Source organism: Terriglobia bacterium (assembly GCA_020072645.1).
Lineage (GTDB): Bacteria > Acidobacteriota > Terriglobia > Terriglobales > Acidobacteriaceae > Angelobacter.
Window position 1 is genome coordinate 464921 of record JAIQGK010000012.1, and the last position, 16517, is coordinate 481437.

Here is a 16517-nt window from a genome sequence, read left to right on the forward strand (position 1 = left end):
CGGCTCTTTGGGGGCGTGCTTGTGCCTTGAGCGTGGCCATGCGTCTCAAATGGATTGAGTTGTTGGATTGTAACCGCGATTGTTCCTATTTCCCCTTGTCGAGCCCGAGAGAGGTTCCTGCGTTGTGGGCAAAAAACACCAGGAACAAAAGTAGAAGTCCTATATTATCCAGTTCATTGCCAAAATATCGCCACATCGGAACGCCTTGCGGAAGGACCCAGGTAGAAAGTAGCAGGTTGGCCATGAACAATGCCCCTACAATGGCAAAGGGACGCACCCAGAAGCCCAGCACCATGGAAAGCCCAATCAGCAGCTCCGCCACGCCAACGGCATAGCCGGAGGCGGTTGGATACTTCAGCGTCGCTCGCAGGAATGGCTTGTACGCGGGCACGGCGCTTTCCTGGACGTATCCTGTGACATATTTCGCATAACCACCGTGAGCAAAGTCATGCCCCACGAGTTTGTATTGGGCGAAGAACAGAAACATGACGCCCACGATAATCCGTGCCACTGCCATGGTTGCAGATGACGAGCCAGTATTTTTCATGCTGATCGACTTTTCTCCTCAAACCTGTAGATGAACGATTTCGTTGACTCGCCGATTCAACGCGGCTTTACTGCTTAAATACGTTGCCGTCTTTCATCACAAACTTCACGCTCTTAAGTGCTTCTACGTTTGTGAGCGGATCACCCTGTACCGCCATGATGTCGGCAAATGCTCCTGGCGCAATCACACCGATATCGCCTTTCATGTCCAGCAGATTGGCGGCCGTGGAAGTTGCGGACTTGATGGCGTCCATGGGCGACATGCCGAACTTGACCATGAAACCAAATTCATTTGCGATGGGCTCAGTCCATGGAATACCGCCCATATCCGTTCCGAAAGCAATTTTCACTCCGGCCTTCAATGCTTTCTTGAATGAGACCTCATGTTCAGTGGCCCGCGCGCGATCACGCTTTCCATCTTCAGTATTTTCCGGCGACCAATCTGTGTAGTAAACGCTAAGGGTCGGCACGTACCATGTTCCCTGCTTGAGCATCTGCGCGATCGCGGCATCGTCCAGGGACAGTCCGTGTTCAATGGAGTCGCACCCGCCATCCAACGCCCGATGCAGGCCAATACCGCTGTAGGCGTGACAAGCAACCTTCTTCTGCTGGCCATGCGCTTCATCCACTACGGCTTTCAGCTCTTCCACAGTCAATGTGGGTTGGGAAACCAAATGGCCTTCCTTATCGACCCATGAGCGGTGCGTCATGTAAACCTTGATCCAGTCTGCGCCGTTTTCCAGTTGCTGGCGCGTAATCTTGCGCAACTCAACAGGGCCATCGCCAAGCTGCGCGCCTTTCGGTACCACAATGTCAGGGTTGTAGCCTTCCAGCGGATAACCGCCTGTCACGGAGATGGCGCGCGTTACCACCAGTAGTCGCGGGCCTGGAATAAAGCCATTGTTGATCGCCTCTTTGATTCCCACGTCGCCGTAACCTGCGCCTTCAGTCTCAAGGTCGCGTAGCGTGGTGAATCCCTGTTCCAGTGCGCGCCGCGCCGACACGGCGGCCCGCGCGGCCCTGTAGGATGAAGGATGTTTCAACAGTTGGTCATCGTAGCTCTCAACCTTGGGGTCTTCACCCTGAAGAAAAATGTGGGTATGGGTATCGATCAGCCCCGGGAGAACCGTGACCTCCGCAGGCAGATTGATAACAGTGGCTCCTGCCGGCGAATTGCCTCCACTCGTTACGCTTTCAATCTTGTTGCCTTTGATCACAACCAGCACGTTGTGCCGGACTTGGTTCGATACGCCATCAATCAAATTCGCGGCATGGATGGCAATCACTTTCTCGGGAGCAGGGCTGCCCTTTGGCTGCGCTGTTTGCGCCTTGGCGGTTGTTACCAGAGTTGAAGCGAACAGCAGGATGACGCACAGAACGGCTTTGCGGCTCAACATAAGAACTCCTACCCTCTCAGTGATTAAGTTCATAACAAATACGCCTTGAAACTTAAATTTGCAATTGGTTTTGCTGAGATGGCTTATGGATTTTACTAGGCAGAAGCTTCAAGATATGTGGAGTGAGAAAAATTCTCGGCTAACTCCGACGATACCTTTAATGGCATGGTGGAAAGCGCGGTAACGAACAAAGAAACAGGGCAGCCGAAGCTGCCCCTGCATGTGAATCTACAGAAAAGTTTATGCGGGAGAAGGTTTGCCCGGCGCGATTCCCGGCGTTCTGCCCGGCTCCGGCTTCAGGACCTGCTGCACACCGTCGCCATCGCCCTTTTGCGGGACGACGCGGGCCGGAAGCTGCTTGCCTTCAAGAATCAACTTCAGTTCGTTGGCGTCCAGTACTTCGCGCTCCAGCAAGGCCAAAGCTATGCGAACCATGGCATCACGGTTTTCCAGAATGATGCTCTTGGCTTTTTCATAGCCGGTGTTGACCAGGCGGCGGACTTCAGAATCGATCTCGCGGGCAGTCTCTTCGCTGAAATCGCGATGCTGTGAAAGCTCGCGACCCAGGAATATCTGCTCTTCTTTTTTGCCGAAGGTCAGCGGTCCCAGGCTGCTCATGCCCCATTCGCAAACCATCTTGCGCGACATTTCCGTGGCGCGCTCAATGTCATTGCCGGCGCCGGTGGACATCTGGTTGAGGAAAATTTCTTCCGCCAGGCGTCCGCCCATCATCACGGCAATCTGCGTGTTGAGGTAATCAAGCGTGTAATTGTGCTTGTCAGTTTCCGGCAGCTGCATGGTCACGCCCAAAGCCATTCCGCGAGGAATGATGGTGACCTTATGCAGCGGATCGGCATGCGGCATTAGGGCCGCCACAATCGCATGGCCAGCTTCGTGATATGCCGTGACCTTCTTCTCTTCTTCCGTCAGGAGCAGGCTCTTGCGCTCTGCGCCCATCAGGACCTTGTCCTTGGCCAACTCAAAGTCATACATCAGCACGGATTTGCGATTGTTGCGGGCCGCATTCAACGCAGCTTCATTCACCATATTGGAAAGCTCGGCGCCAGAGAAGCCCGGTGTGCCGCGCGCCAGAATGGAGAGATCAACGTCGTCCGCCAAGGGAATCTTACGGGTATGCACGCGCAGGATCTCTTCGCGTCCACGAACATCTGGAAGTGGAACCACAACGCGGCGGTCGAAACGTCCCGGACGCAGCAGAGCGGGATCAAGCACGTCAGGCCGGTTGGTGGCGGCGATCAGAATCACGCCTTCATTCGATTCAAAACCGTCCATCTCGACCAGCAACTGGTTGAGTGTCTGTTCACGTTCATCGTGTCCGCCGCCCAGGCCTGCGCCGCGATGGCGTCCAACAGCGTCAATTTCGTCAATGAAGATGATGCAGGGCGCGTTTTTCTTGCCCTGCTCAAACAGGTCGCGTACGCGGCTTGCGCCTACGCCGACAAACATTTCAACAAAGTCTGAACCGGAGATGCTGAAGAACGGTACGTTCGCTTCGCCGGCGACCGCACGCGCCAGCAGGGTCTTACCAGTTCCCGGGTGGCCGACCAGCAGCACGCCCTTAGGAATGCGTCCGCCGAGCTTCTGGAACTTCTGCGCTTCGCGCAGGAACTCGATAATTTCGCGCAGCTCTTCTTTGGCTTCATCCACGCCAGCCACATCTTTAAACGTGATCTTCTTCTGCTGCATGGAGAGCAATCGAGCGCGGCTCTTGCCAAAACTTAGCGCCTTGTTCCCACCGGTCTGCATTTGCCGGATCATCACAAACCACAGCACACCAAGCAGTATGAAAGGCGAGAACTGGATAATGGCCATGGGCCAGTTCCATCCCTGGCTATCTTTAAACGTCGTCTTGGTGTCCTTGTGGTCGTCCAGCGCCTTCAACAGGGCAGGATTTGTGGCTGGAACCACGGAATGATACATGCTGCCATCGCGTAACTTGCCCCGCGCCACATTGCCTTCAATCGTGACATCCGCGACCTTGCCGTCATTCAGGTCTGACATGAACTGGGTGTAGGCGATTTCCTGGTCTTTGCCGGCGTTCGGGCCGCCTTGAATCATTCTCCAAAGGACGACGGCGACCGCTACCAGCGTCACCCACAAGATCACCGTTTTAAATGTCGAATTCACTGATTGCTCCTAGATTCCCGGTCAGGACACCTATAACTCTGACCTGCATGGCTTTTAAAGACGTCGCATCCGTTACAGACGTTTTCCAATGAAAAAGGTTCCCCGAGCCCTTGACACGCCGGGTTATGCCAATTAGATGCGGAACGACTGGGTTTCGGACTTAAACTTTCCCACTCCAAAGATTTTATACCTATTCCCGCCACTCTGGGGGCAGTAAAACCGCTTAAGACATGCTTAAGGAATTACCCCAGATTCGGCCCGTCCCGCGATATAAGGCAGATTTCGGCCCAAATGGCGCTCTCCCAGCCCATAGCCTACGACAAAATTTTCATTCATGAGAAAACCAAAGTAATCGGGCTGCAGGGACACACGGCGGGCCGACTGCTTGTCCAGAAGGACAGCCAGTTTCACGCTGGCAGCACCCCGTCCCACCAGGTTCCGAATCAGGAATTCACTCGTCAGGCCGGACTGCACCAGCGCTTCCACCAGCAAAACATGCTGCCCTTTCACGTCGAGCTCAGGACTGAAAAAGATCTCGGTGGTGGTGGAGTTGGCTTCCTTTGACTCGGCTTTTACAAACTGGCAAACCACGTCCAGATTGAGCTCCCGAACCAAGTCAGCCATAAAGACAAATCCGTTTTCCATCACGCCGACAACATGCAGGGTTTTGCCCTGAAAATCAGCGGAAATCCGGCGGGCCATCTCCTGCACGCGTTTCTTGATCTGGTCAGCAGTCAACAGAATTCTGGGATATTCAGACTGAACGCTGTTCACTCGCCTGCCTCGGTAGTCATGGTTATCTCCTCGATCAGGACCGCGTCCCCTGAGCTGCTGGCAAAGTCCTTGGAAGCGGGAAAAGACCGCATCCAGACGATTTGTCCCGCGCTTTCTATCACAGGCCAAGTTTTGCGCTCGTCGGGAGAAATCTCATGCCCCAGTCGACCGGGCTGCAGCAACTCTTTTACTTTCTTGGGGGATTGGGTGTGGACCGGAAAGAACTTATCTCCAGCACGCCAATTTCTTACTTTTAGTTCGGAACCAAGCAGGCTTGCTTCTAAGAGCGTTACCCCATTATAACTTGAAGCCTTTTGTTTTCCATCACTTATTAACCGCGCTCGGATGGTAATTCCCAGCTCCGGTACGGCAACTTCGCCCGGAATTGGCAGGGAGTAGGAGTAGTTTCCTAGCGTTTTTTGCATATTGCGGCTGAATTGGACCTCTCGGCTGCTGCGATTTGCCACTAAACCATCAGGTAACGCCACCTTTGTACCCGGTTTTCCATGATCCGCCAGTGCCGTAAGTTGTTGAATATGCTTAAATTCGAGTGAAATACCTAACCGCTGAAGAGTTCTCTGGATGACGTGCCGCTGGATGGCCAAAGGCAGATTTCGCAAGGCCGAAAGATCCAGAGCCAGGACACCCTGGGCATCGCCGCTTGAGCTGCGTCCGCTGCGGCTGGGCTTTCCTTCATGAATCAGCCTCGGCAACAATGCGGAGAGTTCGTCGTTCCAATAGTCATTTTCAGCCTGCGCCACGTCTACGAGATCGGCCAGAGTCTGCCGGATTGCCGGATTGAAGTCGCGTTCAAGCAGAGGAAGCAGGGTATGCCGGACGCGATTGCGGGTGTGGCCAAGATCCAGATTGGATGAGTCTTCGCGCCAGGGTTGGCTCATAGCTTTCAGATAGGCCTCGACTTCACTCCGGCTAGTGGTTAAAAGAGGCCGGACGAGGTGCTTTGCTTTGTGTGCAGGAGCAATGCCAGCCAGTCCGCGTGCGCCAGTACCGCGCAGGATGCGCATCAGCACGGTTTCAGCCTGGTCATCGAGCGTGTGGGCCGTGGCGATCTTGTCGGTTTTCCCTTGCCTGATCAGCTCGGCGAACCACTTATGGCGCAATTCGCGGGCAGCCGTCTCAATGCTGATTTTTTGCGCGACAGCGTGTGCCGGCACATTGCCCGAACTGTAGTGAAATTCCAGCTGCAGACTGGCTGCCAGTTCTTCGACGGATTGCTTGTCGCCATCGGCATCGGCACCGCGAATCCCGTGATGGAAGTGGGCAACCAAGAGAACGACGCCAAGTTCTTCCCGCAAGTCCGAGAGGATGCGGAGTAGAGCTACGGAATCGGCGCCACCGGAACACGCGACTGCCACGCGCTCACCCGGCCGGAGCAGTTGCTGTTTGCGGATATACTTGAGGACTTTTTCCAGCATTGAGTTCTTGGAAACACTTCGTACCATTGTGAAATAATTGCCAGCCTATGTACAGGAAACCGAGCACGCTGAAGGGCCGGGCCATTTTCAGTTTTGGCTTGGGCTTCGGGATATTTCTTCTTGGCGTCACTCTGAGGACGCTGCTGGACCGCTGGGGCGTGAGCGGCGTGACAGCGGCAGTCGATGACCTGCTGATCGGCGTTCTTGCTGGAGTCCTGGTATTCGCCTATGAGCGTCACCAGCACAAGCTCATTCTTGAAAAGATGCGCGTAGTCTCTGAGATGAACCACCACGTCCGCAATGCGCTGCAGCCGATCATGTATTCGCCATATTTAAAAGAACAGGCAGAACAAGTCAAAGTCATTCAGGAAGGAACTCGTCGGATTGAATGGGCGCTGCGAGAAGTGCTTTCAGGAGAAGACGCGGTCCCGCCAAGCTCCAAATTGCCAAACTCGGCATCGAAGTCCACAGCCTAAGCAGCGGCAGCCGTTAACAGACAAAGTTGCTATACTTTCCTCCCCGTATGAAGGTCACCGTCATTATCCCCGCGGCCGGTCTTGGCACCCGCATGGCGCCGGCCGGCAAAAAAGGCGCGCCCTCAAAACAATTTTTTGAAATCAGTGGAACGCCCATCGTGATCCACACGCTGCGTGTCTTTGCGCGCAATCAGCAGATCAGCCAGATTGTAGTGGCGCTGCGCAAGAATGAGATGGAGCGCTTTACCCGTCAACTGGAAAAAGAGAAACTGGCAGAAAAAGTGAAAGTCGTGGAAGGAGGCGAACACCGCCAGGAATCCGTGGCCAACGCGCTGGCACAGCTCAAAGCTGCTCCTGACGATATTGTGCTGGTGCATGATGCCGTGCGGCCGTTCGTCGATGATGAAATTATTGCCAACGTGATTCATGAAGTGGAGAAGCACGGCGCCGCCATCGCCGGATTGCCGGCAGTCGATACCATCAAGCAGGTGGAGCGCGCGGCAGAAGGCGCAATTATTACTTCGACTATTCCGCGTGAACGAATCGTTCAAGCGCAGACACCGCAGGGCTTCCGCTATGAACTGATCAAGCGCGCCTTTGACAGCGCCGCCGCCGATGGCTTTACCGGCACCGACGAAGCGTCATTGGTGGAGCGTCTGGGAGACAGCGTCTGGGTGGTGATGGGCTCGGCGAGAAACATCAAGATCACTACGCCGGGGGACATGGATTTGGCGGAGTATTTTATTGGACTGAGCGCTCGGGAGCGCTAGCAAAACCTTTTTACCGCGGATCAACGCGGATGAACGCGGATCAATGGAAAAACAAAACTCGAAACTGCTACATTCCGAAATCACCGAAAAGATTCTCGGCATTTATTACGATGTATATAACGAGATTGGCCACGGCTTTCTGGAATCCGTTTACAACAACTGTATGTTCTTCGCTCTTACCAAAGCCGGAATTTTGGTTCGACGAGAAGTTCCAGTGCCTGTCTATTTTCGCGGTCAAGATGTAGGTCAATTCAAGGCTGACTTGGTGGTTGATAACGCCGTCCTCGTCGAACTTAAAGCCGTCCAGAATCTAGATCGGGCCCATGAAGCCCAAGTCATGAATTATCTTCGGGCAACGCAACTGGAGATTGGCCTGTTACTAAATTTTGGGTCACCAAAGCCCCAGTTCAAGAGAATCGTTTTTGAGAATTCCAATAAAAAAATCCGCGTGTATCCGCGTGGATCCGCGGTAGGTAATTCATGAGAATCGGTTACGGATGGGACTCCCACGAATTTCAAGCCGGCGTCCCTTTAAAGATTGGCGGTGTGGAGCTTCCCCACGATAAAGGCCTCGCCGGACACTCGGACGGCGACGTCCTTCTTCATGCCATTACTGACGCGCTCCTGGGAGCGGTGGCGGCGGGCGATATCGGCAGCTACTTTCCACCGACCGATCCCAAGTGGAAAGGGGCAAACTCGGTCATCTTTCTGGAAGAAGCGCTGAAGCAGGTGCGCCTTGCCGGATACAAAGTGAGCAATATCGACTCCACGTTGATTCTGGCCGAACCCAAGATCGTCCCCCACGCAAAGAAAATCCAGGCGCGCGTGGCTGAGTTGCTGGGCGTAAAGCCAGACCAGGTCGGGATCAAAGCAAAGACTCCCGAAGGCATGGGCACAGACAATGCGGCGATCGCTCACGTGGCGGTTTTACTGGAACGGGCCGCCAGGGTTCGACCAGCTACTAAGAAAGGATCTCGCAAAACGAAGAGCAAACCCTTGAAACGCAGAGGAAGGGAGTAAGCGAAGGAAAGAAAGTAGGAGACGAAGATAATCGGCTGCGTCTTCAAACTTGTTCCCCTTCCTTTCCTCTGTTCCTCTGTGTTTCAGGGTTTCAGCCCTTGTTTCTTGCGCATGCGTGCTGCTAACCTAAGCTGCCTCGTCGAGTCAAATCATTTCATTTCCGGTTGGTGTCTCCTATGAAAAATTCCCTCACCCGTCTGTTCCTGATCGTTGCTCTTTTCTGTTGTGCTCTCAGCGCGCACGCTTCTGGGCCGTTGCTCATGCAGAAGCCCACGCTTTCCAAAACGAACATCGCGTTTTCTTATGCGGGCGACTTGTGGCTGGTGGCGCGTGACGGCGGCGAAGCGCGGCTGCTGACCAGCGGCGACGGCACCAAGAGTGATCCGGTGTTTTCACCGGACGGCAGCATGATCGCCTTTTCCGGCGACTATGACGGCAATGTAGACGTTTACGTAATGCCGAGTGAAGGCGGAGTTCCGCGCCGACTTACGCACCATCCCGCAGTCGATGAAGTTGTGGGTTGGTCGCCCGACGGTAAATCTATCCTGTTCCGTTCAACGCGCAACAGTTATTCACGCTTCAACCGGCTGTTCACCGTCTCGCTCGAAGGCGGTTTGCCGCATGAATTGCCGCTGCCCACTGCGGAATTCGGCGCGTTCTCTACAGACGGCAAGCACATTGCGTACGTTCCGGTAGACAACAACCGCAGGCTCTCAGCGATTGGATGGAAGCGCTATCGCGGCGGCAAGGCATCGCGCGTGTGGATCGCAAACCTGTCTGATCTCAACGTAGACCAGGTGCCGCGCGAAACTTCCAATGACGGCAATCCCATGTGGGTTGGCGGGAGGGTTTATTTTCTGTCTGATCGCAATGGCCCGTTCACGCTTTTCTCCTACGATCCCAAAGACAAGAAAGTGGAGCAGGCGCTTGCCAGCAATGGCGCTGACATCAAATCGGCCTCAGCAGGACCGGGTGCGATTGTCTATGAGCAGTTTGGTTCTTTGAACCTCTTTGATCCCGCGACGGGCAAGTCCAAAGCGGTTGCGGTGACGGTACCTGCCGACCTCCCCAATGTCCGGCCGCATTTCAAGAAAGCTGAAAGTGAGATTGCTTCGGCCACGCTATCTCCCAGCGGGGCGCGAGCGGTGTTTCAAGCTCACGGTGAAGTGCTGACCGTACCGGCGGAAAAAGGCGACATCCGCAATCTGACGAACACGCCGGGCGTTATGGAGCGCGATCCTTCATGGTCGCCAGATGGCAAGTGGGTAGCGTATTTCTCTGATGAGTCCGGGGAATATCAGCTATTCCTGAAAAATCCTGATGGCATGGGAGAAGCGCGAAAGATTTCTCTGGGAACACCGGCTTCCTTCTATTACGACCCGCTATGGTCGCCGGACAGCAAGAAAATTGCTTTCAGTGACAAGCGGCTCAACCTCTGGTATATCGATCTGGCCAAGGGAACGCCGGTAAAGGTTGACACGGATACCTACGACGCGCCGCAGCGCACGCTTGATCCTGTGTGGTCGCCTGACAGCCGTTGGATTTCCTATTCAAAAACTCTCACGAGCCATATGCACGCCATCTTTGCTTATTCGCTGGAACAAGCGAAGAGTTTTCAGCTCACGGACGGCCTGAGCGATGCGCGATTCCCAGCCTTCGACCAGAAAGGACAATATCTTTATTTCACGGCCAGCACAGACGTGGGCCCGACAACCGGCTGGCTCGATCTTTCCAGCACCAATCGCCCGATTACGCGCAGCCCGTATCTGATGGTGCTGCGCAAAGACCAGCCTTCACCGCTGGCGCCGGAAAGCGATGAAGAAAAATCCGCTGCGGATGACGCTAAGCAAGATACCGATAAGTCATCCAAGGCCGAAGACAAGGCAGAGCAGGAACCAGGCAGTGCCGAGGAGAAAGCCAAGGCGCAGGACGCGCGCGCAGCCAAGTCAGTAAAGAATGAAGGCGTGGTGGTGCGGATTGATACGGAAAACATTGGCCAGCGTATTGTGGCCATGCCGATTCCGCCTCGCGACTACAGCAAGCTCGTCGCAGGAAAAGCCGGGACAATCTTCTTGATTGAAGATTCGCCTCGTCGCGGACCGGACCAGATGAACACGCTTTGGCGTTTTGATCTCACGTCACGCAAGCCGGAAAAGCTGATGGAAGGCGCAAATGATTTTGCCGTCTCGTTTGACGGCAAGAAGATGCTTTACAGCAAAGGCCGTCGCGAGAACAGGAAATGGTTTATCAGTTCAGCCACGGCCCCAGCCCGCGGTGAAGGTGGTCCGGCAGCAGGCAAGCCGGAGATGCCGCTGGCTTTGACCAAGATGGAAGTGCGCGTCGATCCCCGTGCGGAATGGAAGCAGGAGTACAACGAAGTCTGGCGGATAGAGCGCGACTTCTTTTACGATCCCAACCTGCACGGTCTGGACCTGGCCGCCACCAAGAAACAATATGAGCCCTATCTGGAGAACTTGGGGAGCCGCTATGACTTCAGCTATCTGCTGGCGGAAATGCTGGGAGAAATCACAGTGGGCCACATGTACATCCGCACGCCTCCGGAGCCGCCGGCGGAGCAGGGTAAGGTAGGTCTGCTGGGAGCGGAATACACGGTGGAAAATGGCCGTTATCGGTTCCAAAAGATCTATCAGGGTGAAAACTGGAACCCGCAACTGCGCGCGCCCCTGACACAGCCGGGAGTCAACGTCCAGGAAGGCGAATACCTGCTGGCCGTGAATGGCCGCGAACTGCGCGGGACAGATGAAATCTTTGAGCTCTTTGAGGGCACAGCAGATAAATCGACTGTACTGAAAGTTGGCCCTGCGGCGGACGGCAAAGGCGCGCACAATGTGACAGTGGTGCCGATTGAGAGTGAAGCGGCACTGCGCAACCGCGCATGGATTGAAGGCAATCTGCAGAGGGTGGAAAAGCTCAGCGGCGGGAAACTGGCTTATGTCTATCTACCTGATACAGGATTTGGCGGCTACACGTCATTCAATCGCTACTTTTTTGCCCAGGTGGGACGTGAAGGCGCTGTGATTGACGAACGCTTCAATGGCGGCGGTTCAGCGGCAGATTATGTGATCGATTACCTGCGGCGACCGCTCCAGAATTACTGGATGACGCGTGAAGGCCATGATTTCACCACGCCTGTAGGGGCAATATTTGGGCCGAAAGCCATGATCACCAACATGTATGCCGGTTCCGGAGGCGATGCGCTGCCATGGTATTTCCGCGATGCCAAGCTGGGCCCGCTCGTCGGCACCCGTACATGGGGCGGACTGGTGGGAATTTATGACTATCCTGAGCTCATGGACGGCGGAGGAGTCACCGCGCCGCGTGTGGCCTTTTACAATCGCACGGGAGACTGGGACGTGGAGAACCACGGCGTTGCGCCCGATTATGAAGTCGAAATCATGCCCAGGGACTGGGCCAGCGGGCATGATCCGCAGCTGGAAAAAGCGGTGGCGCTGGTAATGGATGCGCTCAAGAAGAACCCGCTGCCCGTGGCCAAGCATCCTGCGTTCCCCAATTATCATAATCAGTCGCCGCAAAGCGTCCCGGCGGCGGGACATTCAACAGGCGGAAGGAAAAAATAGCTGCAAACACAAGGGTCTGGGTCTTGCCGCAGAGGTAAGGCCCAGTTTTTTATGGCATGCGGCTGCTTGAAGCGAGCGCTTTAAGATTGGCCGCGTAACTTTTCCGACATTGGAGCGTACAAAGACTATGGGAAACAGACCAGCAGCTTATTGGGTTCTTGTGCTAGTTGCGATCGCGATGGCCGTGGCTGGCTTTGTCATAAGATCGTCTCCTGATCCCCAGAGGCATGCCATGGCGCCATACCTCGGCTGGGGAGCGATTGCCTTGTTGCTGATTGCGCGCTTCTTTTTCAGAGGAAAACCGGACACTACTCCCCCAATGCCTAAGGATTAAAGAAAACTGGGGAGTGTAGAAGCGCGGCTTAGCTGATGGAGAACCAGATCCGTCCAGATTCAATCAACGCAATGAAGATGCCGATGATGAAATAGAGATTCTGGGCGGTGGCGTCACTGGGGGGCGCGGGCAGCTGCACGCCACGGCTGCGGAAGAAGCCGTCAAGTTGACGCTCCTGCTGCATGATCATGTTGGCCAGTGGACGGTGAAAGACAGCAATGGCCACGCCCAACAGCAGTCTGGTGATTTCTACGATCATATGATTTGAGTCTAAGCATGCCACCACAGCGCGGCAATCAGTAGAAAAACCTAGTTAAAGGCGCAAAAGTGGTGCCGAACGGCCAATTACGCATGTTAGAATTGGGTCTAGCCCTTCCCCATGAACGCAGACCTGCAAAGACTCATCGAGCTGGAAAAAATTGATCGGGAAGCCCTTCGCCTGACCGAAGAAGTGGCCAGCCTGCCCAGGCGGGTGGCTGCCATCGAGGCGAAACTGGCAGAGCATAAGGCTGCCGTGGAGCAGGCCAAAGCGCGGGTTAAAGCCAATGAGGCCAGCCGTCGCCAGAATGAAGCCGACATCAAGGGGTTCCAGGAAAAAATTGCCAAGTACCGCAGCCAGTCATCCAGCGTAAAGACAAATGACGAATATCGCGCCCTGATGCACGAGGTGGAGTTCGCGGAAAAGCAGATCAGCGGTTGCGAAGACAAAATTCTGGAATTGATGATCGGGCTGGAGAATGAAGAAAAAGCCCTGAAACTTGCCGAAGCCGAATTAAAGACTGAAGCCGCGGACGTGGAAAAAGAAAAAACCGAAGCGCATGTTCGCACGGCTGAAGACGAAAAACTTCTGGCAGGACTGAAAGGTAAGCGCGACGAGCTGCGCGCCGGAGTGGATTACAGCGCTTTGGCCCACTATGACCGCGTGATGCGGCAGCGCAAGTCTGCCCTGGCTGAAGCCCGCGACCAGAAATGTATGGCCTGCTTTGTTATGGTCCGTCCCCAAATCTGGCAGGAAGTCCGCACCAACGAGCAGATCATTACCTGCAACTCCTGCGGACGAATCCTGTACTTTGATCCGGCCAGCGAACCGGCAGCTCCGGAACCGGTAAAAAAGAAATCCAAAGCTAGAGCGGCAGAAGTGGCGGAGGCCGAAACCGAAGCCGAGCAGCCCGAGCAGGAAACCAGCCCCACACAGTAACGTTCCTTCCTATATGCTGATTGCCTGATGGCAAACGGTCCAACTAGAAAAGTGATTGTGAATGAGCGCGCAGCCAAACGGCTCCGCGACGGCCATGTCTGGGTTTACGCCTCGGATGTGCTCTATGACGCTGGCGCCAAGCCCGGCGCGATGGTCCATGTAATCGGCCCGAAAGACAAGATTTTGGGATCGGCGATTTACAGTTCATCGTCACAGATCAAGCTGAGGCTGCTGGGGCGTGAGGCCCTGCGGTCAGAAGAAGAGTTGCTGCAACTCATACGGCAGCGGCTGGCTGAAGCTGTGGACTATCGAGCCAAAGTCGTGCGGGACTCTGATGCCTGCCGGCTCGTTTTCAGCGAAGCAGATCGCCTGCCGGGGTTGATTGTTGACCGTTACAATGATGTTTTTACGATTCAGGTCTTGACGCAGGCATGGGCCGCGCCGGAGCGGAAGCAGGCGATTATCGAAGGGCTGAAAGAGTTTGCCGGTGCGGAAAACATTGTGGAGCGCGCCGATGCCCGTATCCGCGAGCTGGAGCAGCTGCCGGAGATGGAATCCGGGCTGGTTGAGGGCCACAAGAGCAGCACGGTCTTTGCGATGAATGGCATTAAGTTCCACTATGACGCGCTGGGCGGCCAGAAGACAGGGGCGTTTCTGGACCAGCGCGAAAACTACGCTGCGGCAGCGCAATACGCCAAAGGCGAGGCGCTGGACGTTTGCACCTACCAGGGCAGGTTTGCGCTCCACCTGGCGCTGGCCTGCGACAAGGTGACTGCCGTGGACATCTCCCGCGAAGTGCTGGAAGTGGCCGAGCAGAATGAAAAGCTGAACGCGGCCGCGCACAAGAGGGAGATTGAGTGGATTGAAGGTAACGCCTTTGATCTGATGAAAGACTATTCATCCGCTGGCAAGCAGTACGACACAATCGTGCTCGATCCGCCGGCTTTCGCCAAGTCAAAGAAGCATCTGGAATCGGCGATTCGTGGATATAAAGAGCTCAACCTGCGGGCCATGAAAATGCTGCGTCCCGGCGGAGTGCTGGTCACGTGCTCATGCTCATTTGCCGTGAGCGAACAGGACTTTTTTGAGGTGCTAAATGAGGCCGCGCAGGACGCTCACCGCTCTGTCAGGGTGCTGGAAAAACGAACCCAGGCCAAAGACCACCCGATCCTGCTGGGCGTGCCGGAGACGTATTATTTGAAGTGCTTTTTGCTATCCGTGAGCTAAAACCACTAAAATTTCAACCTAAGCAATTGAAAATAATAGGAATATTTTCAGTATTATATACTTGACGCAGAATTATTAACGAGTTAGGATTGCCTCAGTACAAAAGAGGCGACCCAATGAGATTGATTGACGTTCACCAGCGCTTTACTTCGGAACTGCAATGCATCGAACACTTGGTTAACATGCGCTGGCCTCATGGGGTGCGCTGCATTGCCTGTAACTCTGATTGGGTACAGCGGTATGACTCACACGGCAAGACTGGCAAGTTCCGGCGGGTCTACCAGTGCGGAGATTGCGGCAAACAATTCACAGCACAGTCCAATACCCTCTTTCACGATTCCCACCTTCCCTTACAAAAATGGTTCATGGCGATTGCTTTGATGTGCGAGTCCAAAAAGGGCATGAGCGCAAACCAGCTTGCGCGTTCGCTTGGGGTCACTTACAAAACAGCGTGGTACCTGGCCCACCGCATACGCGAAGCAATGACAGACGGTAAGGGAAACATGCTAAGCGGCATCATTGAAATTGATGAAACCTATGTCGGCGGCAAGCGCAGGGGCGTTTACGCTGGTAAGAAAGCTAAGACTCCGGTAATCGGTTTGCGGGAACGTGGCGGCGATCTGAAACTAAGAAAAGTTCCCTACGCAACTTCCGAAGTGGTTAAAGATTTAATGGCAGAGCATGTCAGCAAAGATGCGCGGGTCATTATGACGGATGACAGTGTGATCTATCCGTTTGCGATGAAAGGAACCGGACTCAAACATCGCACAGTCACCCATAGCAAGGGCGAGTATGCGCGATATACAAAGTCCGGTACCATTCACACAAACACTGTCGAGAGCGCGTTTTCACTGCTCAAGCGTGGAATTATTGGAACGTATCACCAGTTAAGCCCTAAGCACATGCAGCGATATCTGCACGAGTTTGAGTGGCGTTTCAATCGTAGAAAAGAGCAGTCCACAATGCATGACATGGTTATGAGAAACCTTGCTAAGAAAAAGGAACTGCCCTACAAAGAACTTACCGCTGGCGTTCCCGCGTGGTAGTGGGGAGTATCATTTAGCCATGAGCGAAAACAAAGAAAAGAATTTTCCTACATTTGTGTGGATGGCTAACGATAACTCACAACAACTAATAAATCTTGGACAGGTGCGCGTAATAGACGAAATCAGTAAAGGGCATTGTCGTCTTGTGTTTTCAGAAAATTATACTCACACTCTTACCGGAGATGGTGCCGACTCTTTAGTTGCACAGATTGTCGCACATTCAGTGACTATAGACGGAACACCTACAGCGGAGTTATGGGCTAAACTTGGAAAATAATTCTGAGATATTTTCCAGCGCTCAAAATGCTCAGACAAAAACTTACGGGCTGTAGGGGTGTTTGGCATCTCAGGTGTGTATGTCAAATGGGGCATATTGAAACCGTAGAAAACCCGCCGCGAAAACAGGCGGGTTTATTTCTTTTGAATTTGTTTATTTGTTGTTTCGTTATTTTTTCGTTGCTTTAAATTCGATATAGAGTTATAAGCAAGTCGGGCCGCGCCAGTGTGCAACCACCGACGCAGCCCTAACCACAAATCACCTTCCTT

Annotated in this window: 15 protein-coding genes; 9 read left to right on the forward strand and 6 right to left on the reverse strand. The window is 54.2% G+C overall.

The genetic code is table 11. From position 1 onward, the window contains the following. Positions 1 to 85: 85 nt before the first annotated feature. From LAO76_18565 to tilS, 5 genes are all read right to left on the reverse strand, one after another. Entirely contained in the window at positions 86 to 547 is a 462-nt protein-coding gene (locus tag LAO76_18565; GenBank protein ID MBZ5492926.1) for a DoxX family membrane protein, read from the reverse strand. Between the two features lie 67 nt (positions 548 to 614). Next, positions 615 to 1943, reverse strand: a complete 1329-nt coding sequence (locus tag LAO76_18570) for an amidohydrolase family protein (GenBank protein MBZ5492927.1) — start codon at positions 1941 to 1943, stop codon at positions 615 to 617. Between the two features lie 240 nt (positions 1944 to 2183). Continuing rightward, the gene (gene ftsH, locus LAO76_18575) at positions 2184 to 4091 is read right to left on the reverse strand and encodes an ATP-dependent zinc metalloprotease FtsH (protein MBZ5492928.1); all 1908 of its coding nucleotides are present in this window, start codon (positions 4089 to 4091) and stop codon (positions 2184 to 2186) included. A 234-nt stretch (positions 4092 to 4325) separates the two neighbouring features. Next, complete coding sequence (locus tag LAO76_18580; GenBank protein ID MBZ5492929.1) at positions 4326 to 4865, reverse strand: hypoxanthine phosphoribosyltransferase; 540 nt, start codon at positions 4863 to 4865, stop codon at positions 4326 to 4328. Continuing rightward, complete coding sequence (gene tilS, locus LAO76_18585; protein MBZ5492930.1) at positions 4862 to 6328, reverse strand: tRNA lysidine(34) synthetase TilS; 1467 nt, start codon at positions 6326 to 6328, stop codon at positions 4862 to 4864. Before tilS ends, LAO76_18580 begins: the two co-directional genes overlap by 4 nt. Before the next feature lie 20 nt (positions 6329 to 6348). Between tilS and LAO76_18590 the strand changes: the two genes are divergently transcribed. From LAO76_18590 to LAO76_18610, 5 genes are all read left to right on the forward strand, one after another. After that, a complete protein-coding gene (locus LAO76_18590; protein MBZ5492931.1) occupies positions 6349 to 6777 on the forward strand; it encodes a hypothetical protein in 429 nt (142 codons plus the stop codon). A gap of 47 nt (positions 6778 to 6824) precedes the next feature. Further along, positions 6825 to 7547, forward strand: coding sequence for a 2-C-methyl-D-erythritol 4-phosphate cytidylyltransferase (ispD, locus tag LAO76_18595; protein MBZ5492932.1), 723 nt, complete (start codon positions 6825 to 6827; stop codon positions 7545 to 7547). Positions 7548 to 7590: 43 nt separating this feature from the next. Beyond that, a complete protein-coding gene (locus tag LAO76_18600; GenBank protein MBZ5492933.1) occupies positions 7591 to 8031 on the forward strand; it encodes a GxxExxY protein in 441 nt (146 codons plus the stop codon). Then, complete coding sequence (gene ispF / locus LAO76_18605; protein ID MBZ5492934.1) at positions 8028 to 8567, forward strand: 2-C-methyl-D-erythritol 2,4-cyclodiphosphate synthase; 540 nt, start codon at positions 8028 to 8030, stop codon at positions 8565 to 8567. The genes LAO76_18600 and ispF overlap by 4 nt, the downstream gene beginning before the upstream one ends. Before the next feature lie 176 nt (positions 8568 to 8743). After that, the gene (locus LAO76_18610) at positions 8744 to 12166 is read left to right on the forward strand and encodes a PDZ domain-containing protein (GenBank protein ID MBZ5492935.1); all 3423 of its coding nucleotides are present in this window, start codon (positions 8744 to 8746) and stop codon (positions 12164 to 12166) included. Between the two features lie 362 nt (positions 12167 to 12528). Here the strand turns inward: LAO76_18610 and LAO76_18615 are convergent, their stop codons facing one another. Next, positions 12529 to 12759 (reverse strand): hypothetical protein, encoded by a 231-nt coding sequence (locus tag LAO76_18615; GenBank protein ID MBZ5492936.1) that lies wholly within the window; start codon positions 12757 to 12759, stop codon positions 12529 to 12531. Between the two features lie 120 nt (positions 12760 to 12879). Between LAO76_18615 and LAO76_18620 the strand changes: the two genes are divergently transcribed. The 4 genes from LAO76_18620 to LAO76_18635 all read left to right on the forward strand — a co-directional run bounded on the left by LAO76_18620 (position 12880) and on the right by LAO76_18635 (position 16248). Continuing rightward, positions 12880 to 13698, forward strand: a complete 819-nt coding sequence (locus tag LAO76_18620; GenBank protein ID MBZ5492937.1) for a hypothetical protein — start codon at positions 12880 to 12882, stop codon at positions 13696 to 13698. A 27-nt stretch (positions 13699 to 13725) separates the two neighbouring features. Further along, positions 13726 to 14925 carry a class I SAM-dependent rRNA methyltransferase gene (locus LAO76_18625; GenBank protein ID MBZ5492938.1) on the forward strand — a complete coding sequence of 400 codons (1200 nt, stop codon included), beginning with the start codon at positions 13726 to 13728 and terminating at the stop codon, positions 14923 to 14925. A 116-nt stretch (positions 14926 to 15041) separates the two neighbouring features. Further along, a complete protein-coding gene (locus LAO76_18630) occupies positions 15042 to 15971 on the forward strand; it encodes an IS1595 family transposase (GenBank protein MBZ5492939.1) in 930 nt (309 codons plus the stop codon). 19 nt (positions 15972 to 15990) lie between these two features. Further along, positions 15991 to 16248: a hypothetical protein gene (locus tag LAO76_18635; GenBank protein ID MBZ5492940.1), complete on the forward strand. Its 258-nt coding sequence runs from the start codon at positions 15991 to 15993 to the stop codon at positions 16246 to 16248. Positions 16249 to 16517: the final 269 nt, after the last annotated feature.

Coding starts and splice junctions, on each gene's coding strand:
- LAO76_18615 (MBZ5492936.1), bottom strand. CDS start 12,759: ATGATCGTAGAAATCACCAGACTGCTGTTGGGCGTGGCCATTGCTGTC.
- LAO76_18630 (MBZ5492939.1), top strand. CDS start 15,042: ATGAGATTGATTGACGTTCACCAGCGCTTTACTTCGGAACTGCAATGC.
- LAO76_18625 (MBZ5492938.1), top strand. CDS start 13,726: ATGGCAAACGGTCCAACTAGAAAAGTGATTGTGAATGAGCGCGCAGCC.
- LAO76_18635 (MBZ5492940.1), top strand. CDS start 15,991: ATGAGCGAAAACAAAGAAAAGAATTTTCCTACATTTGTGTGGATGGCT.
- LAO76_18620 (MBZ5492937.1), top strand. CDS start 12,880: ATGAACGCAGACCTGCAAAGACTCATCGAGCTGGAAAAAATTGATCGG.
- ispD (MBZ5492932.1), top strand. CDS start 6,825: ATGAAGGTCACCGTCATTATCCCCGCGGCCGGTCTTGGCACCCGCATG.
- LAO76_18590 (MBZ5492931.1), top strand. CDS start 6,349: ATGTACAGGAAACCGAGCACGCTGAAGGGCCGGGCCATTTTCAGTTTT.
- LAO76_18610 (MBZ5492935.1), top strand. CDS start 8,744: ATGAAAAATTCCCTCACCCGTCTGTTCCTGATCGTTGCTCTTTTCTGT.
- LAO76_18565 (MBZ5492926.1), bottom strand. CDS start 547: ATGAAAAATACTGGCTCGTCATCTGCAACCATGGCAGTGGCACGGATT.
- ispF (MBZ5492934.1), top strand. CDS start 8,028: ATGAGAATCGGTTACGGATGGGACTCCCACGAATTTCAAGCCGGCGTC.
- LAO76_18600 (MBZ5492933.1), top strand. CDS start 7,591: ATGGAAAAACAAAACTCGAAACTGCTACATTCCGAAATCACCGAAAAG.
- LAO76_18570 (MBZ5492927.1), bottom strand. CDS start 1,943: ATGTTGAGCCGCAAAGCCGTTCTGTGCGTCATCCTGCTGTTCGCTTCA.
- tilS (MBZ5492930.1), bottom strand. CDS start 6,328: ATGGTACGAAGTGTTTCCAAGAACTCAATGCTGGAAAAAGTCCTCAAG.